The sequence below is a fragment of the Parvimonas micra genome (genome assembly GCF_037482165.1).
Classification (GTDB): domain Bacteria; phylum Bacillota; class Clostridia; order Tissierellales; family Peptoniphilaceae; genus Parvimonas.
In genome coordinates this window covers 547,524-567,466 of the sequence record NZ_CP148048.1, presented here as the reverse complement: position 1 = coordinate 567,466, position 19,943 = coordinate 547,524, and the positions used below count along the sequence as shown (strand labels likewise).

17 protein-coding genes are annotated in these 19,943 nt (G+C 27.2%); all 17 read right to left on the bottom strand.

What is annotated here, in order from left to right; genetic code table 11:
* The 17 genes from ispG to WFJ11_RS02665 all read right to left on the bottom strand — a co-directional run bounded on the left by ispG (window position 1) and on the right by WFJ11_RS02665 (window position 19,895).
* Window positions 1–1,056, bottom strand: coding sequence for a flavodoxin-dependent (E)-4-hydroxy-3-methylbut-2-enyl-diphosphate synthase (gene ispG, locus WFJ11_RS02745; RefSeq protein WP_338817645.1), 1,056 nt, complete (start codon window positions 1,054–1,056; stop codon window positions 1–3).
* Complete coding sequence (gene rseP, locus WFJ11_RS02740; RefSeq protein ID WP_338817644.1) at window positions 1,056–2,087, bottom strand: RIP metalloprotease RseP; 1,032 nt, start codon at window positions 2,085–2,087, stop codon at window positions 1,056–1,058. Before rseP ends, ispG begins: the two co-directional genes overlap by 1 nt.
* The gene (locus WFJ11_RS02735; RefSeq protein WP_009372815.1) at window positions 2,087–2,869 is read right to left on the bottom strand and encodes a phosphatidate cytidylyltransferase; all 783 of its coding nucleotides are present in this window, start codon (window positions 2,867–2,869) and stop codon (window positions 2,087–2,089) included. Before WFJ11_RS02735 ends, rseP begins: the two co-directional genes overlap by 1 nt.
* Complete coding sequence (locus WFJ11_RS02730) at window positions 2,869–3,585, bottom strand: isoprenyl transferase (protein WP_009732762.1); 717 nt, start codon at window positions 3,583–3,585, stop codon at window positions 2,869–2,871. The genes WFJ11_RS02735 and WFJ11_RS02730 overlap by 1 nt, the downstream gene beginning before the upstream one ends.
* Window positions 3,585–4,142, bottom strand: coding sequence for a ribosome recycling factor (frr, locus tag WFJ11_RS02725; RefSeq protein WP_009354305.1), 558 nt, complete (start codon window positions 4,140–4,142; stop codon window positions 3,585–3,587). Before frr ends, WFJ11_RS02730 begins: the two co-directional genes overlap by 1 nt.
* Window position 4,143: 1 nt before the next feature.
* Window positions 4,144–4,857: a UMP kinase gene (pyrH, locus tag WFJ11_RS02720; protein ID WP_009372324.1), complete on the bottom strand. Its 714-nt coding sequence runs from the start codon at window positions 4,855–4,857 to the stop codon at window positions 4,144–4,146.
* Between the two features lie 194 nt (window positions 4,858–5,051).
* Window positions 5,052–7,079 (bottom strand): ATP-dependent DNA helicase RecG, encoded by a 2,028-nt coding sequence (gene recG / locus WFJ11_RS02715; RefSeq protein ID WP_338817643.1) that lies wholly within the window; start codon window positions 7,077–7,079, stop codon window positions 5,052–5,054.
* 36 nt (window positions 7,080–7,115) lie between these two features.
* Window positions 7,116–8,738 (bottom strand): DAK2 domain-containing protein, encoded by a 1,623-nt coding sequence (locus tag WFJ11_RS02710; protein ID WP_338817642.1) that lies wholly within the window; start codon window positions 8,736–8,738, stop codon window positions 7,116–7,118.
* Between the two features lie 9 nt (window positions 8,739–8,747).
* Window positions 8,748–9,101 carry an Asp23/Gls24 family envelope stress response protein gene (locus tag WFJ11_RS02705; RefSeq protein WP_338817641.1) on the bottom strand — a complete coding sequence of 118 codons (354 nt, stop codon included), beginning with the start codon at window positions 9,099–9,101 and terminating at the stop codon, window positions 8,748–8,750.
* A 71-nt stretch (window positions 9,102–9,172) separates the two neighbouring features.
* Complete coding sequence (locus WFJ11_RS02700; RefSeq protein WP_029949124.1) at window positions 9,173–10,537, bottom strand: MATE family efflux transporter; 1,365 nt, start codon at window positions 10,535–10,537, stop codon at window positions 9,173–9,175.
* Between the two features lie 101 nt (window positions 10,538–10,638).
* Complete coding sequence (locus WFJ11_RS02695) at window positions 10,639–12,657, bottom strand: bifunctional 4-hydroxy-3-methylbut-2-enyl diphosphate reductase/30S ribosomal protein S1 (protein WP_338817640.1); 2,019 nt, start codon at window positions 12,655–12,657, stop codon at window positions 10,639–10,641.
* Window positions 12,635–13,225 (bottom strand): lysophospholipid acyltransferase family protein, encoded by a 591-nt coding sequence (locus tag WFJ11_RS02690; protein WP_009732777.1) that lies wholly within the window; start codon window positions 13,223–13,225, stop codon window positions 12,635–12,637. The genes WFJ11_RS02695 and WFJ11_RS02690 overlap by 23 nt, the downstream gene beginning before the upstream one ends.
* Window positions 13,218–13,874, bottom strand: coding sequence for a (d)CMP kinase (cmk, locus tag WFJ11_RS02685; RefSeq protein ID WP_041954060.1), 657 nt, complete (start codon window positions 13,872–13,874; stop codon window positions 13,218–13,220). Before cmk ends, WFJ11_RS02690 begins: the two co-directional genes overlap by 8 nt.
* Before the next feature lie 2 nt (window positions 13,875–13,876).
* Window positions 13,877–15,082, bottom strand: a complete 1,206-nt coding sequence (locus WFJ11_RS02680; RefSeq protein WP_338817760.1) for an NAD(P)/FAD-dependent oxidoreductase — start codon at window positions 15,080–15,082, stop codon at window positions 13,877–13,879.
* A 242-nt stretch (window positions 15,083–15,324) separates the two neighbouring features.
* Window positions 15,325–15,531 carry a 50S ribosomal protein L28 gene (gene rpmB / locus WFJ11_RS02675; RefSeq protein ID WP_009372827.1) on the bottom strand — a complete coding sequence of 69 codons (207 nt, stop codon included), beginning with the start codon at window positions 15,529–15,531 and terminating at the stop codon, window positions 15,325–15,327.
* Between the two features lie 120 nt (window positions 15,532–15,651).
* Window positions 15,652–17,640, bottom strand: a complete 1,989-nt coding sequence (ligA, locus tag WFJ11_RS02670; RefSeq protein WP_338817638.1) for an NAD-dependent DNA ligase LigA — start codon at window positions 17,638–17,640, stop codon at window positions 15,652–15,654.
* 2 nt (window positions 17,641–17,642) lie between these two features.
* Window positions 17,643–19,895 carry an ATP-dependent helicase gene (locus tag WFJ11_RS02665; RefSeq protein WP_338817637.1) on the bottom strand — a complete coding sequence of 751 codons (2,253 nt, stop codon included), beginning with the start codon at window positions 19,893–19,895 and terminating at the stop codon, window positions 17,643–17,645.
* Window positions 19,896–19,943 lie beyond the last annotated feature (48 nt).

Below are 19,943 nucleotides of genomic sequence, written 5' to 3'. Positions count from 1 at the left end.
TTATTCCTCCAATTTATTAATCTCATTAATTAATTCTTTAAGTAGATCTTTTTCATCTACTTTTTTAATGATTTGTCCTTTTTTAAAAATAAGACCTTTTCCATTTCCACCAGCAATTCCTAAATCAGCCTCTTTTGCCTCTCCAGGACCATTAACAGGACAACCCATTATTGCAATTTTCAAATTCTTTTTTATATGTTTTAACTCTTTTTCTGCCTGTTCAACAATATTAATCAAATCTATTCTAGTTCTTGAACAAGTAGGGCAAGAAATCAAATCAATTCCATCATTTAAAAGACCTAAAGAACGCAATATTTCCTTTCCAACTTTGACCTCTTCAACTGGATCTCCGGTTAAAGAAACTCTTATGGTATCACCAATTCCTTTTGCTAAAATAATACCAAGACCTACTGAAGATTTTATAGTTCCTCTAAAGCTAGGGCCAGCTTCAGTAATACCTAAATGTAAAGGATAATCACATAAACTACTTAAAAGTTCATATGATTCAACACAAATTGGAACATTACTTGATTTTATTGATATTTTAATTTGGTCAAAATTTAGTGATTCCAAAAATTCAACTTGATCTAAGGCACTATAAACTATAGATTCTTTATTAACTCCATGAAATTTATCTATAAACTTTTGATTTACAGATCCAGAATTAACTCCAACTCTTATTGGAATATTATGGTACTTACAACATTCCACAACTTCTTTAACTTTCTTTTTTCCACCAATATTTCCAGGATTAATTCTTAAGCAATCTGCTCCATTTTCAGCTGCCATTATTGCAAGTTTATAATCATATTGAATATCTGCAATAAAAGGTATAGTTGTTAATGACTTTATTTTTCTTATTGCTAAAGCATCGTCTAAATCATTAACTGCTGAACGGCTAATATTGCAACCTTCTTCTGCAAATTGATTAATCTGTCTTACAGTAGAATCTACATCTTTTGTAATTGTATTTGTCATTGATTGTATAGAAATAGGAGAACCGCCTCCAACAGGCACGTTCCCCACATAAATTTTCTTAGTTATTTTTCTTTCCATTAATTTGCTCCAAAAATTCCTAGTCTTATTACATCCTTAAATGATACAAATAAGATAAGACCCATTAAAAATATAAAACCTATTGTATGAATTAAACCTTCTTTTGATCTAGAGACTGGTCTTCCTAAAATTAATTCTATAAATAAGAAAACTAATCTTCCACCATCCAAAGCGGGTATTGGCAATAGGTTAATAAAACCTAAATTTACGCTTAGAAAAGCAGTAATATATAATAATGAATATATTCCATTACTTGCTGCACTACTAATTGCTCCAACCACTCCTATAGGTCCAGATAACTGTCCTACTCCTACCTTTCCAGTAAATAATTGTCTTAGAATATCAAACATTGTACCTATAAAATAAAAGAATGTATTAAAAGTTTCTCTAATAGAAACAAATAAATTTCTTTCTAGTTTTGATGTGACTCCCAAAACTTTTTCATTCGAATTTTCAAATTTTACTTTTATTTCTTTTTCTTGACCGTTTCTTATTACTTTTATAGTAGTTTCTTCTTTATCTAGTTTAGATAAGCTTGTTTGAATATCCTTCCAAGAATTTATTTTATTATCTCCAATATTTACAATTTTATCTCCTACTTCAATTCCATATTTTTGAGCTATTGAATTATCTTGTATACTTGCTATAGTTGTAGTTTGATGACCTCTAATTCCAAATAAAGCAAAAAGAATAACAAATGCTAAAATAAAATTAAAAAACGGTCCTGCAAAAATAGTTAAAATTCTCCCACCAATTGTTGCACCATTGAAATGTCCTCTCTGTGAAAAATCTATATCCTGTTCCTCTTCTTCTTCATCTTCACCTTCCATAGCACAAAAACCACCTAGCGGTAAAGCTCGAACTGAATACAATGTTTCACCCTTTTGTTTTCCAAAAATCTTAGGACCCATACCAACAGAAAATTCATTAACTTTTATCTTCGCCCTTTTTGCAAAAATAAAATGGCCAAACTCGTGAACAACGACTACAACCATAAACACCAAAAGTGCTATTATTATTTTTATAATCATTAAATACTACCTCCAAAAACATAAAAAACAATATAAACCAAAGGAGTTACAAAAATTATACTATCAAATCTATCTAAAAATCCACCATGTCCTTTGATAATATCACTAAAATCTTTTATTCCCATTTCTCTTTTTATTTTTGATGCAAACAAGTCTCCTAATTGTGCAACAATAGAAAGAAGTATTCCTGAACAAATTACAAAAATAATATTATAATTTAATACAAAGTAATTAAATAAAATTAAAAGTATAAGTGAACCAAAAATGCCACCTAAAGAACCTTCTACTGTCTTTTTTGGACTTATACTAGGATATAACTTATGTTTTCCAAAAACTATTCCAAAAAGATAAGCAAATGTATCAGTTCCCCACGAAATAAAAAATATAGCCCAAATAAGATTAGTTTCTCCAAGTCTCAAAAAAACCCCCATAGGAACTGAAATATATATAAAAGAGAATAACAATTTCCCAAAATTTTCAATATTAATTTTACTAAAAAATAAATAATAAATTGAAACAATAAGAAAATATAATGAAAACCAAGTCAATATTAAGTCTTTATTTGAAATACCTATAGAGTACACCATAGCTAAAGAAAACAATATACTAATACAACTAATTAATATATCATTTAACTTAAATGTCCTAAATAATTCAATTAAGCATAAAACTGTAATAGCCATAGTGTATCCCATAAGTGCATATCCTTTAAGCCATAAACATAAAAAGGATATTATTAACATCAATACTCCACTTATGGTTCTATTGATAAAACTAGTCATTAAATTCCCCCAAACCTTCGATTTCTATTTTGAAAGTCATATATCGCATCATATAAATTTTCAGCAAAAAATTCTGGCCAAAGAATATCTGTAAAATAAAATTCAGAATAAGCTAACTGATAAATCAAAAAATTACTTATTCTTTTTTCGTTTCCTGTTCTTATCATTAAATCTACTTCCGAATTTTCTTTTGTATATAAATAATTCTTAAAATTCTCCTCATTTAAATCATCTATTGAAAAATTTCCTTTTGAAATATCATCAAATAAATCTTTTATAGAAGAAATAATTTCTGCTCTACCACCATAGTTTAATGCGATATTTAATACCATACCTGTATTGTTTTTTGACTTATCTATACTATTGTCTAGTAACTTAACTATAGAACTTGGTAATTTACTATAATCTCCTATAACTCTAAAAACAATATTATTTTCTAATATTCTTTTCAATTGAGAATTTATATAAATAACCAAAATATTCATAAGACCTTTTACCTCATCTTCAGGTCTTTTCCAGTTTTCAGTTGAAAAAGCATATAAAGTTAAGGTTTTAACCCCTATTTTACAACACTCTTCAACAATGTCAACTACTCTATTCATTCCTTCTTTATGTCCAGCAATTCTAGGTAAAAATCTATTATTTGCCCATCTACCATTGCCATCCATAATAATACCAATATGTTTTGGTATATTCGTAAAATCTATATCTTTCATTAAATTTCCATTAATTCTTTTTCTTTTGATTTAGTAATATCTTCAACTTTTTTAATAAATTTATCAGTAACTTTTTGAACTTCTTCTTCTGCTTGTCTTAACTCATCTTCACTGATTTCTTTATCTTTTTCTATCTTTTTTAATTTATCAAGACCATCACGTCTCAAATTTCTAATCGCAATTTTTGCATTTTCTCCATAACCTTTTACAACCTTAACTAACTCTTTTCTTCTATCTTCAGTTAATGCTGGGAAAGGTAATCTTATTACTTTTCCGTCATTAGATGGAGTTATGCCTAAATTTGATGCTAAAATAACTTTTTCTATAGGAGTTATCAAAGAAGCATCCCAAGGTTGAATAACTAATAATCTTGCTTCTGGAACAGAAATAGATGCAACTTGTTTAATTGGTGTTTCTGTACCATAATAATCTACAGTAAATTGATCTAATATTGTAGGATTTGCTCTACCAGCTCTTACTGTAGTTAATTCTGTTTCATATGATTCTATTGATTTTGACATTTTTCTTTCTAATTCATTAATTATATCTTTATACATCTTATTTCCCCCTTACTATTGTTCCTACTTTTTCTCCCTTAACTACTGAAACTAAATTTTCTGGATTATCAATTCCAAATACAACAAGAGGAATATCATTATCCATACAAAGAGAAGTAGCAGTAGCATCCATTATACCTAAACCTCTATTTAAAATTTCTATATATGTTAATTCTTCAAATTTCTTTGCATCTTTAAATTTATTTGGATCTTTATCATAAATACCATCAGTTCCTGTCTTACCAAGTAAAATTACATCTGCTTGCATTTCTGCTGCTCTTAAAGCTGCAGTTGTATCAGTTGAAAAATATGGCATACCAGTTCCTGCACCAAAAATAACAATCCTACCCTTTTCAAGATGTCTTTCAGCTTTCCTTTTAATAAAAGGTTCTGCAACTTCATGAACATTAATTGCTGTCTGAACTCTTGTAGGAACTCCCATATTTTCAAGTGTAGCTTGTAATCTTAAAGAATTTATTATTGTTGCAAGCATACCCATATGGTCAGAAGTCGAACGTTCTATTTTTTCACTTGAACGACCTCTCCAAAAATTTCCACCACCAACTACAATACAAATTTGAATACCTAAATCATATACGTCTTTTACTGATTTACAGATTTTTTCAATTGTTTCATCATGGAGTCCATGTCCAACTCCACCTGATAAAGCTTCTCCACTAAGTTTAATAACTACTCTTTTAAAATCTAAATCCATAAGATAGTCTTTCTCCTTTAATTTTATACAATAAGTGTACCATTTTTTTACTATTTTTTCAATCTTTTTGTAACTAAATTTAATATAATGATATTATTTTAATTTCCTTTTTGTAAATAATATAAGATAAAATAATTTTATGCTGTTATCTTTAAAATAAACTAAAAAAGAGATAAAAATTATATCTCTTTTCTTTAATTCATAATAATGTTATTACTAAGATTTTGGATAAAATCATCAACATTTCTTTTAACAACTTGATTTTCGTTTTTTTCAAAATTAAAATCCTCACTCAAAAGCTCATCAACATATTTTATTGCAGATTTTAAAAGCTCATAATCTTTTTGGATATTTAAAATTTTAAATCTGGCTTCTCCTGATTGACGATATCCTAGAATATCACCATATCCTCTTAGTAAAAAATCTTGTTCAGAAATATAAAAACCATCATTTGATGAACACATTATATCCATTCTCTTTTTTACATTTGTACTTTTGTTATTACTAACTAAAATACAAAAACTTTCATAATTTCCTCTTCCTATTCTTCCTCTTAGTTGATGTAATTGACTAAGACCAAATCTTTCTGCATTATAAATTACCATTATATTTGAATTAGGAACATTAATACCAACTTCTATTACAGTAGTTGCAACTAGAACTTTTATTTTTCCACTTTCAAAATTTTTCATTATCCTATCTTTGTCAACGGGTTTTATCTTCCCATGTATAAACTCGATTTCAATGTTTTGAAAATATCTTTCTTTTAAACGTTCATATAAATTTATAACCGACTGTAATTCCAATGTATCACTTTCGTCAATAAGCGGACAAACAATGTAGGCTTGACGTCCTTCTGATATATGTTTTTTTATAAAATTCATATATCTTTCTTCATAATTTTCATCTACAAAATAAGTATTCACCTTTCCTCTACCACTAGGCAACTCATCAATAGTAGAAATATCCAAATCACAGAACATAACAAGACCAACAGTCCTAGGTATAGGAGTTGCACTCATTACTAATATATCTGGATTTTTAGATTTTTTAGAAAGTAAAAGTCTTTGTTTAACTCCAAATCTATGCTGTTCATCTGTAATAACAAAGCCCAAATTTTTGTAAACAACTTTTTCCTGAAAAACCGCATGTGTTCCAATTACAATATCAATTTCTCCGTTTTCTAGCTTTTCTCTAATAGCTTTCTTTTCGGATTCTTTTAAACTTCCAACTAATAACTCAACTTTTATATTATAACCTGAAAAAAGATTTTTAGCATTTTCATAATGCTGTCTAGCTAAAATTTCAGTTGGAGCCATTAAAACTGATTGAAATCCATTTTTTATAACATTAAACATGGCAATAAAAGATATTATTGTTTTACCACAACCAACATCTCCTTGAACTAATCTATTCATTTGTTTATCGCTAGTCATATCTATAAAAATATCATCTAATACTTTATTTTGTGAATTTGTCAATTTAAAACTCAAAGATTTTATAAAATCATACGTTTCATCTTTTATCTCAAACCTAATAGCATCATCATTATTTCTCTTTAATTTTTTCATAGAGAGTTGAAAATAAAAAATCTCGTCAAAGGCAAGTCTTCTTTTTGCTCTAATAAAACTTTCATTATCTTTTGGAAAATGAATGTTCCTAATTGCTTTATCATAATTTTCCAAGTTTAATTCATTTAGAATATTACTAGGTAGTTTTTCTTCAAAATATGAATTCTTTTTTAATAAATTTTGGATAATCTTAACTAAGTCTAGATTAGAAATTCCTTTACACAAATGATATTGTGGAATTATACTTCCAATAATATTAGCTTTATTTTGCATTGTAGGAGACTGAATTTCAACATTTTTTCCAAGTAATTTTGCCCTTCCATACATTTCATATACATTATTAATCTTTAAATTTTTTGAAATAAAGATATTATTAAAATATACAATTGTGCAATAATTCATTTCTTCATCCATTGCTAAAAATTTTGTAACTCTAATATTTCTTTTTTTTCTATTTTCCATTAAAGAAATGATTTTTAATCTATATGAATAACTTCCTTCTTCAGTTATTTCAGAAATTTTTTTAAATTTTGTTGTATCAATATAAGAATATGGAAAATACTCTAATAAATTATTAACTGTAAAAATTCCAAGTTTATTTAAAAGAGCAATTTTCTTTTCTCCAATTCCCTTAATATCTTTTAATTCCATAATTATCCTTACAAAAAAAGTCCTTTCGGACTTTTTCTACTCAACTGAAATCAAATAGTAATATAATGGTTGACCACCATATACTAATTCAACTTCAATATCTTTATATTTTTTCTCAATTAATTTTACTAATTTTTCAGCATCTTTTTCTTTTACATCTTCTCCATAGTAAATACTTACTATAGATGAATCTTCATCAATAAGTTGATCAATAAGTGCTTTAAATGTATCTTCTATTTTCTTTTTAGACACTGTGATTTTACCTTCATTTAAACCCATAAAATCATCTTTTTTGATTTTTACTCCTTCAATTTCAGTATCTCTTAGAGCATAAGTTATTTGACCAACTTTAACATTGGAAATGGCCTCAGTCATAAGTTCAATATTTTCATCAACTGATAAGGATTCGTCAAAATTAAATAATGAGCTAAATGCTTGTGGTATTTGTTTTGTTTTTATAACATGAAGTCTTTTATTAGAAATTTTTGCTGCTTGTTCTGAAACAAGTATAATATTACTATTATTAGGGAAAACAAAAATATCATCAGCATTAATCTTTTCAACCGCCTTTAAAATATCTTCAGTTGAAGGATTCATTGTTTGTCCCCCAGTAATAATTTCATCTACACCCATACTCTTAAAGATTTCATCGATACCATCTCCTGTTGAAATAGAAATAAAACCATATTTTTTATGTTCTTTCACTTCTTCAGAATGCTTAGCATCTGCAACTTCTTTGTCAGTATGATGTAAATGATTATGTTGTCTTCTCATATTATCAATTTTTAAGTCATGTAAAGGTCCAAATTCTAATGCCCATTCAATTGCTTGTCCAGGATGATTAGTATGAACATGAACTTTTATAATATTATCACCTTTAACTACAATTAAAGAATCTCCAATACTTGCAAGTTTATCTCTTAATACTCCATATTCTTCTGAATCACTTGTAACCATAAATTCAGTACAATATCCAAATTTAATATCTTCATCTTGTTGTGCAGCCAAGTGTTCAATTCTTGCAGGTCTATTAAATTCGTAATTGTTTTTAATTTCAACAACTTCATCTCCTAAGGCACCTTCAAGTAAATACATTAGTCCACGGCCACCAGCATCTACAACTTCTGCTTCTTTTAAAATAGGTAAAATTTCAGGAGTTTTTTCCAAACTTCTAAAACCTTCCTTTAAAATTTCTTTACAAAATTCAATTTCATCATTATAATGAGTATAATTTGCTTCTGCAAATTCACCCATTTCTCTTATAACTGTTAAAATTGTTCCTTCAGTAGGTTTTATAACTGATTTATAAGCGACCCTATAAGCATTTACAAAACATTCCTTAATAGTTTCAACATCAAGTGTTACACTTTCTTTACTTCCTAAATAGAAACCCCTTAAAATTTGAGATAAGATTACTCCTGAGTTTCCTCTTGCGCCCATCAATGCCCCATCGCTAATAGCTTTAGTAACATCTGCACAAGTATTAATTTTTGAATTTTCTAAATTCTTTATTGCTGATTTAATAGTCAAAGACATATTTGTACCTGTATCTCCATCAGGAACTGGAAATACATTTAAGCTATTAACTATCTCTTTATTTGTTTCAAGATAATTACGAGCTCTTACAAATGCCTTTTGCAATTGTTCACTATTTATCATAATTTCCTCCTAATTACCTTCTAATTTTATTCCATGAACATTAATATTAACTTTTTTCACAGTTAATCCTGTCAAGTTTTCAACATTATATTTTATATTTTCTATTATATTCTCACAAACTGTTGAAATTTTAATTCCATATTGAATAACAATATGTAAATCTATGAAAATAGTATCTTCTTTAAGTACAACATGAACACCTTTACCTGAATTATCCCATCCTAAAAGGTGATAGATTCCATCTTTAGGAGAAACATTAGCCAATCCGCTAACTCCATAACTCTCTCTTAACACATTAGCTACGATTGTTTTAATCACAGTAGGATTAATAGAAACTTTACCTAATTCATTATTAAATTCCATAAAATAACCTCCTAATTTATACATAAGTATATAGACTACTATATCAAATTTTAAGAAAAAAATCAAGATTTTTATAAATCTTTAATAGCTGATTCCCATTTCACTTTCATAACAAAAAAGAAAAATATAAATGCAGCCATACAATTTGAAAATAAATTTCCCCAGAAAATTGAATATACTCCCAAATACTTTTCAGTAAAAATTATAAAAATATATCTAAGTAACCAAACTCTCATTATTCCTGTAAGCAAAGGCATTTTTGTTCTTCCCAAACCAATAAATACTCCTTGTTCAACTGTAAATATTCCAAATCCTATCACAGAATACATATAAATAGTCAACGCCTTATTAGTTATTGTTGTAATTTCCGGATTCTTTTGGAATAACTCAACAATATAAGGATTTAGAGGTGTAAAAATGATTATAATCGAAAATACTATCATCAAAGAAAACAAAATTCCATAATAAAATACTTTTTTTGCATTTTTGGAATTCCCATTTCCTATATTCATACTAATCATTGTAGTAACCGTTGTTCCAACACTTGTAGGCAAAACAAAATAAATTGAATTTATATTAGAAGCAATGGTAGAAGCATTAAGGGCAATAGAGCCATATTTTACTACTTCTTTATTAATTAAAAAGAATCCAATATAAACTAAGATATATGATAAAATGCTGGGAATTGCCAAAGCCATTGTTTTTTTTATAAATTCAAAATCGAATCTAAAATTTTTTAAAGAAAGTTGCATATCTGATTTTTTTATAAATAAATCATAGTACATCCAAATACCAATCAAAAAGTAAGACATAAAAGATGCAGATACTGCACCAAAAACTCCTAAATTTAAAATTGATAAAAATATTGTATTAAAAACTATTTTAAAAACCAAAAGAATTATCATACGAAAAAATGGTGCTTCAGGATGTCCTGTCCCATTTTTTATAGAATTAAAAATAGCTGCCATAAATAAAAAAGGTAAAACAAAAGAATAAAGTCCAAGATACTCAAAAACATGTACTGAAAGTTCTTCATTTACCCCTCTTGATATTATATAAGATAATATTAAACAGAGAGGCGAAAGTAGTAGTCCTATACCAAAAGATAAAACCAAAATTTGAACCGAACTATGCTTGGTTTTTTCAATATCGCCTTTCCCATATAATTGTCCTATTATTGCCGACGCCGCAACACTGAGCCCTTGAGAAAATGCATTTAAAATACCTATTACGGATTGAGAAAAACCAATAGCTCCTGCAATTACATAACCGGATTTGTTATTTAAAAATAAGCCATCAGTAATTGGAATTAATGCTTGTACTATTCCCATCATAAACATTGGTATTGTCAAAATAATAATTGTCTTTAAAACTTTTTCACTCAGAATCATATTTCGTCGTTCTTCCGAACTTTTATTAAAAAATTTTACATTCATAAAAATCACTCCAGTTAAATTATATACCTTAACGAAAATTATTTCAATGAAAACATAAAAAAGCTGTCGTTTTTTCGACAGCTTTGTAAAATTTTTGAATTTTATAATTCTATATCAAGTAATGCACCAATTGAATTATCCAATTCTTGATTTTCAAATTTTGCTTCTTCTTCTTTTTCTTCTTCAACAACTACTTCTTTTTCTTCTTCAACTGTTTCTTCAACTGGTTTTTCAAGAAGTTCTTTTATAGATAAAGATATTTTTTGGTTTTCTTCATCAATATTTATAATTTTTACTTGTACTTCATCACCAATATTTAATACATCTGAAGCCTTTTCAATGTGATCATGAGAAATTTGAGAAATATGAACTAAACCTTCAACATTTTCTTTTAATTTAACAAATGCACCAAAATCAACTAAATTAATTACAGTTCCTGTAACAACATCTCCAACTGAATTATTTTCTAGGAATAATTCAAATGGTTTCTTTGTCAATTGTTTTAAACCTAATGAAATTCTATTTCTTTCTCTATTAAGTTTTAAAATAACAACTTCTACTTGATCTCCAACATTTAAAATATCAGAAGGTTTTTTAATTCTATTCCAAGAAATATCTGAAACATGAATTAAACCATCAACATCTCCTAAATTTACAAATGCACCAAAGTCAGTTAGCTTTCTAATTGTTCCTGTTAAAACATCTCCAACAGCCAATTTACTCCAAGCTAAATCTAATTTTTCATTTAATTCTTTTTCTTCTACTTCTCTTCTTGAAAGAACAACTTTTTTCTTTCTTTCATCAAGATTAATTATAGCACATTCTAATTTTTGACCAATATATGGTGTAAAATCTTTTACGAAGCTAGTTGTAATATGACTTGCAGGAATAAAAGCATTAATTCCATCAACAGTAGCTAATAGGCCTCCTTTAACTTCTTTTACTACTTCTGCTTCTACCAACTCTTTATTATTGAATTTTTCAACAAGATTTTGCCAATCTTTTAATGATTCTACTCTTCTAGTTGATAAAACAACATTACCTTCCCCATCATCAAGCTTAATTACATAAACGTCAATTTCTTGTCCTTCATGAAATAAGTCTTTAGGCTTTTTAGTAACATCAGAAGATAACTCATCAAGTTTTATAATCCCATCACTTCTATAACCAATGTTAACCATAACTTCAGTTTCAGTGACATAAATTATAGTTCCTTTCACTATGTCTCTTGGATAAATTTTCTTAATACTCCCTTCTATTTGTTCCATAAATTCATCCTTGCTTAAAATTTCCATACCTTCAACTACCTCCTCTATTAACCAATCCGGAGTTGAAGCGCCGGCGGTTAATCCTATTTTCTTATATTTTACCATATCTTTCAATGGTAAATCTAAAAATGTTTCAATTCTATATACATTTTTACAATGCTTTTTGGCTACATCATAAAGTTTATTTGTATTAGAGCTACTGTATCCCCCAATAACTATCATACAATCAACTTTCTTAGAAATTTCTTCGCAAGAATTTTGTCTTTTTGAAGTTGCATCACAAATTGTATTTTCAATTATAACATTTTCATTCCTATCCTTTATTATATCAGAAAATTGAAAAAATTTCTCTACTAAATTGGTCGTTTGTGAAATAATATATAAATTTTTTTTGTTTTTTATCATTTCTGCTTCTTCTTTTGTATTTATTACACAAAATTTATTACCACAATAACCAACCATAGCTTTGATTTCTGGATGATTTTTATCTCCGATGATTATAATCTCATATCCATTTTCAACCTTCTTTTCAATTTTTCTATATATATTTAATAAAACTGGACAAGTACAATCAATACATTTATGTCCATATTCTATCATTTTTTTCTTAATATTTGGATGTATTCCGTGTGAACGTAAAACTATTGTTCCTTTTTTTTCATTCTCATAATTATCAATAACCTTAAGTCCTTTTTCATCAAACTTTTCTACAACTTGAGGGTTATGAATTAATTCTCCATATGAATACACATTTTCATTTTTTTGATTTTCATTTAAAGTTTTATCGGCTAATTTTACAGCTCGCTTTACTCCAAAACAAAAACCTGCATTATTTGCTATATAAATCTCCATTTTTCCCTTGATAAATTTTATAAAATAGTTCTTCTGTTAATTTATCAATAGCCTCCGCATCTTCCATATTTTCAAAATCACTAATTTCTATCATAGGATATATATCAACAGTTATTTTAGAAAAGATTTTATAAGTTCCTTCAATATGAATAGGCAATATATTTACTTTATTTTTCAAAGCAATTAAAGCTACACCTTTTTTCATATTACTAATGTCTATCGTTTTAACTCTTGTACCTTCTGGAAAAATTCCAAGCATATTTCCTGATCTTATAACTCTAAAGCAAGACTTTATTGCTTTTAAATCAGTATTTTCTCTGTCTATAGGGATGACTCCTAGTTTTGAAAAGAATTTTGCCGAAAATTTTTTATCAAAAAGTTCTTTTTTTGCAAGAAAAAATATTTGTTTTTTTGTTAAAGTTGCAAGAATAACAGGATCAAATATATGAATATGATTAGCACTTATTATTATAGGCTCATCATCTTTAAAGTTTTCAATTCCATTAACTCTTACTCTGTAAATTATTTTTATAAGAACAGAAACTATCCTAAGTAAAAATTTATACATTACTTTCTCCTCTAATATAGGATAAAAACTCTAATATAGTTTCCTTAAGAGTCTTATCGGTAGAATCTATTTCAATTGCATCTTTTGCCTTTTTCAAAGGAGATGCTTCTCTATTCATATCATCAAAATCTCTTTTTTCGATACTTTCCCTAACTTGCTCCAAATTAAGACCTTTTTTTCTTTCACTTTGCAAAAATCTTCTTTTTGCCCTTTCTTTAGAAGAAGCAGTTAAATAAAATTTAAAATCTGCCTTTGGGAAAATCACAGTTCCAACATCTCTCCCATCAAGAACACAACTTCCTTCCAATCCTATTTTTCTTTGAAGTGAAACCAAATGATTTCTAACATAATCATAACTTGAAACTAGTGATGCTCCTTTTGAAATCTCATCAGTTCTAATTTCCTTTCCTAATTTTACACCATCCATATAAAGGCAATTAGCTTTATATGTAAAATCAGTATTTTCAAGAATTTCTTTTATTTTATTATGGTTATCTAAAGGAATATTATTAGAAATTAGTTTAAATGCAATCGCTCTGTACATTGCTCCTGTATCTATATAATTAATCTTTAAAATTTTAGAAAGTTTTTTTGCAATGGTGCTTTTTCCAACTCCTGAAGGTCCATCTATTGCTATAATATAATCCATAATTACTCTCCTTCTATACAGGAAACTCCAGCTAAATGTCCAGTAGAAAATGCAATAGTTAAGTTATATCCACCTGTATTTGCATCAACATCTAATAGTTCCCCTACAATATATAAATTTTTTATAAGCTTACTTTCCATAGTAGAAGAATTAATCTCCTTAACTGAAACGCCCCCAATAGTAATAATTGCCTCACTTAATGGTCTTAAGCTCTTAAAGTTAAATTTTAAATTTTTTATAGTTTCTACAAGCTTTTTTCTATCTTCTTTATTAATCTGATTAACTGGAATTTCTCCATTAACTCCAGATTTTTCTAGTACAAGTTCAACCATAGAACCTATTAAAACATTAGAAAGAACATTTTTTAAATTTTTATTCTTATTTTGATCAAATTCTCTTAGTAATCTAAGATCTAATGTATGCTGATCAAGTTTAGGTTTTAAATCAATTGAAATAACAAAATCTTTTGAATTATCAAAATACTTGCTTGATTTTAAAACTATTGGCCCACTAAAACCTGTATGAGTAAAAATCATTTCTCCAAACTCAGAATGTAAAAGCTTTTTATCTTTACCATATATATTAAAATCTACAAATTTTAAACTTACTCCTGAATATTTCCTAATATTTTCTTTTACATCAATTCCAACAAGTCCAGCTTTTAAATCAGTTATTGTATGACCCAATCTCTTTAAAATTTCATGACCTTTCCCTCTAGAACCTGTAAAAGGATAAGATTTACCACCTGTAGCAAATACAACTTTATCAAAAAGACCATAATCTTTGTTACAAACTAATTTAAATTTATCCCCAATAATCTTTACATCATCAATTTCAGTATTTAAAATAATTTTAACACCTTTGACATTTAATGCTTTTTCCAATACCTTTATAACATCACTTGATTTATCAGAAACCGGAAAAACTCTTCCCCCACGTTCAACTTTAGTTCTTAGGCCATTCTCGTTAAAAAATCTTAAAATATCCTCATTAGTAAAAGAATACAAACTACTATATAAAAAATTTTTATTTCTATTTACTTCATCAAAAAATTCGTAAATTTCTTTTGAATTGGTAATATTACATCTTCCTTTTCCTGAAATATAAATTTTCTTACCAATTTTTTCGTTTCCTTCAAACAAAAACACATCGGTATTTTCATTTTTTGAAAATATCGCACTCATAATACCTGATGCACCTGCACCAATAACTGCTATTTTTATAAAATCACTACCTTGAACTTAATAATTTAACTCATATAAGTATAAAATATTTTTTGCATTTAGTCAAATTTTTTGTTATTTAATTTTTGAATTTTTACATTTAATATAATATCAATAAATTGTAGAAATATGTTATTTATTGTAATATAAAATTTCTCAAACAAAATTTTTAATATTTGAACAAAAAAATAGGAAGATAATAATCTTCCTAAAAATTTTCATTATAATTATTCAGCTGAAGTAAATGAAGGTCTTTCAACAAAACCACTCTTCAAACATGTAGTACAAACATTAATTCTCTTTACAGAGCCGTCAACAACAACTCTTACTTTTCTAATATTTGCTCCCCATGATCTACTGCTCTTTCTATGTGAAAAAGTTACTTTATTTCCAAATAATTTTGTTTTATCACAAATTGCACATCTTTTTGACATTTTCATACCTCCTTTTACAAACTCAAATTTAACATTAGTATTATATCATAGAACAATCGCCTTTGCAAGTCTTTAAAAACATCTTGTTAAACATTTTTTCGTATCAATAAACTAAAGGTATTATCCCAAACTGATACTTTGTAAAAAACTTTCAAGATTTTCTTCAGTTATAATTTCTATTCCAAGCTCTTGTGCTTTTTTTAATTTTGAACCAGCTTTTTCTCCTACCACTAAAAAGTCAGTAGACTTTGCAACAGCAGATTGAACTATAAGACCATTTTGAGAAAAAATATCTTCTAAATCTTTTCTTTTGTAATTTTCAAAAGTACCTGTTATTACTATTTTCTTATCAGTAAATTCACTTTTTGAAATTTCTTCATAAGGAATTACTTCTATTCCTTTTTCAAGTAATTTATCCAAAGCATCTTTGCTATATTCATCATTAAAAAATTCAAAAATAGAACTTGCAACAACTTCCCCAATATCATTAATCTGCAGCAATTCTTCAATAGTTGCTTTTCTTAAATTAACTAAATTTTTATATTTTTTTGCTAAATCTTTTGCAGTTTTAATCCCTACATTTTTAATTCCAAGTGCATAGATAAAGTTTTCTAAATTTACATTTTTACTCTCCTCTATTGAGTTTAATAAATTATTAACTTTCTTATCTTTAAATTTTTCTAATGTGATAAGTTCATCATATTTTAAATCATAAATTTTATATACCTTATCAACTCCCAATTTATCAAATAATAATTCAATAGTCTTTTCGCTTAGTCCTTCAATGTTCATTGCATTTTTACTTGAAAAATGAACAAGTGAAGAAGTTAGCTGTGGTGTACATGCTAGAGTATTTGTACAGAAAAAATGCACTCCATCTCTAATCAATTCACTATTACAATAAGGACAATGTGTTGGCATTTTAATTTCTATCTCATTTCCATTATCTTCATCCATTGTTCCAAGAATTTCCGGGATAACGTCATTTGAACGTCTTATCAAAACTCTTGAATTGATTTTTACTTTTTTTCTTAAAATATCATCATAATTATTTAAAGTTGCCCTTTGAACAGTTACATCACCTATTTCAACTGGTTCTAAAATAGCTGTGGGAGTAACTTTTCCTGTTCTACCTACATTCCAAACAACTTCTTTTAAAATTGTACTATATTCTTCCGCCTCAAATTTATAAGCTATTGCAAATCTAGGAAATTTATTAGTATATCCAAAAAATTCTCTAAGTTCAAAGTCATTAACTTTAATTACAACACCATCTGTCAAATAATCAACTTTTTTTCTTAAAACATCTATTTCTCTTATTTTATCTTTTATCTCTTTTAGATTAAGACATTTTTTCTCATATTCATTTACTTTAAATTTATTTTCTTTTAAAAATGAAATCATCTCTTCTTGAGTTTTAAATTGCTCATCAGACTTAAAGCCAACATTGTAAATAAAAGCATCTAAATTTCTACTAGCTGTCTTTTTAGGGTCAAGATTTCTAATCGCTCCTGCTGCAGCATTTCTGGCATTTTTTAAAGGTACTTCTGCCGTCTCGTTATATTTTGCAAGAGCAGAGAGAGGCATAATGGCTTCTCCTTGAATTTCAACTAAACCTTTATAATCAATTTCAAGCGGAATACTTTTTATTGTCTTCACTTGTTCAAAAACTTCTTCTCCATATACTCCATTTCCTCTAGTAGATGCAGAAACTAAAATTCCTTTATCATAAGTTAGATTAATTGTAAGTCCATCAAATTTAAATTCAACATAATATTCCAAAGTTTTTTTAGAATTATTTATAGAATTATATTCATTTAAAAGTTTTAAACATCTATTATGAAACTCTTCAAGTTCTTCAAAACTTTGAGCCTTTTGTAAACTGTAAAGCTCTCTTAAATGTGTATGTTTTTCAAATTTTTCTAAAACTTCTCCACCTACTCTTTGAGTTGGAGAATTTGGTAAAATTACGCCTGTTTCTTTTTCTAATTTAAGAAGTTCATCATAGAGTTTATCATACTCAGCATCACTTACAATAGGTTCGTCTAAAGTGTAATACTTATATGCCCAAAGATTTAATTTTTCTACAATTTCTTTCATTTTATCCATTATTAAGCCCTCTTTATACGCTTGTCTTTCTTTAAATCAAATAATTTAATACCCTCTCCATCAAATGCAACCATAAGCATAACCTTTGTTCCTGCTTTTTCACATTTAATTACAGTACCTTCACCATATTTTTCATGAATAATCTTTTCTCCAACTTTATAAACATCTTTAGATGAAGTCTTATTTGGTTTTTGATAATGATTTAATGGTTTATCTAATTTCGTTCTTCCAAGATCTGCATTAGATACATAAGTTCTGGAATAATCTGTATAAGCATCATTTCTAATTTTCGAAGTAGTAACTCTTTCTTCATCAAAATTAAATTCAAAATTAATGCTTTTATCGTCAACATAATTAATTATTTCATCTACAAAGCTTGAAACTCTATAAAGGTTTAATTTCCCATACATAGTCATACTCTTTGTTGAAGAAATAAAAAGTTTTTCTTTTGCTCTAGTAATAGCTACATAGAAAAGTCGTCTTTCTTCTTCAAGTCCATCATCTCTCTCTTTAATTGACCTTTCACTCGGAAATATACCTTCATTCATTCCTATAATAAATACAACTTTATATTCAAGTCCTTTTGCAGAATGAATAGTAGTTAAAGTAACAGTTTCATCCGAATCTTCAGTCTTATCTATATCAGACAAAAGACTATTGGTTTCTAAGTATTCTAATAATTTAATTCCTTTATAACTATTAGAAATTTCTTCCAAAAATAAATTTATATTTTCTGCCTTTTTTTCAAACTCTTTCTTTTCATTTTCTCTTAAATAATCTACAAATTTGATTGAATCTAAAAGTTCTTTAATCAAAATTTCAACTTCAGTATCTTCAACACAAGTGATAAAGCCGAAAATCATATCTCTAAAATTTTCAAATTCAGTTCTTAATTTTTTACTTACAGAGTCCAAAAATTCATTTCTAAATAGTCCATCAAAAAGACTGATATTTTCAGCATAGCAATATTCCTCTAGTTTTTGCAAACTTACATTTCCAATTGAACGCTTAGGATAATTTATTATCCTTCTAAAAGCATTATCATCCTTCGGATTTGCAATCAATTTCAAATATGCCAAAATATCTTTAATTTCTTTTCTATCGTAAAACTTAAGTCCACCGACCATTCTATACGCAATAGAATTTTTTCTTAGTGCATTTTCAATTGCAAATGATTGAAAACTTGCACGATATAAAACTGCGATATCTGATAAATTATAACCTTCAAAAATCAAATTTGAAATATTTTGTGCAACTTCTATAGCCTCATAATTTTCATTTTGATAGCTTTTATAAATTATTTCGTCTCCGCCCTCTTTTTTTGTCCAGAGATTTTTTTCTTTTCTATTTACATTATTTTTTATAAGTTCATTAGCACAATCCAAAATCTTTTGTGTTGAACGGTAATTTTCTTCAAGTAAAATTATTTTTGAATTGGGAAAGTCATTTTCGAAATTCAAAATATTTGAAATATTTGCTCCTCTCCATCCATAAATTGATTGGTCAATATCTCCAACGGCACATACATTTTTATATTTAGATGCTAAAAGTTTTATAATCTCATATTGGGCATCATTAGTATCTTGATATTCATCAACATAAATATATTTAAATTTTTCAGAATAATAGTCCAAAACTTCAGGGCATCTTTTAAAAAGTTCAATAGTTTTAAAGATAAGGTCGTCAAAATCTAAAGCATTATTCTTTATTAAGATTTCCTCATATTTTTTATAAATTTTTTCTACTACATCAGTATTATTTCCAAAGGAAAAATATTTTGAAAATTCACTTGATTTAACATTTTTGCCTTTAGCATCACTTATAATTCCAATAATAGCATTTTTGAACTCTCCAAGTACACTTTCCCAAGTAGGATTTTGTTTAAAAATCTCTTTTAAAACTAACTTTTGATCATCTCTATCATAAATCGTAAAATTATTTGAATATCCTATTTTTTCTATATTGAATCTTAAAATTTTAGAGCAAATTGAGTGAAAAGTTCCTATCCACATACTAGAAATATCTCTTTTAAAGATATTTTCTATTCTCTCTTTCATTTCCTTTCCGGCTTTATTTGTAAAAGTAATAGCTAAAATTTCATATTCACTTACATTTTTTTCTAAAACTGCATAAGCGATTTTTGTAGTTAACACCTTAGTCTTTCCACTTCCTGCTCCAGCAAGAACCAACAATGGAGAACCAAAATGCTCCACAGCTTCTAATTGTCTATTATTTAATCCCTTCAATAAATCCATACATAACCTCATTACTTATTTATAAAAAAGCAATGGTTTTACCATTGC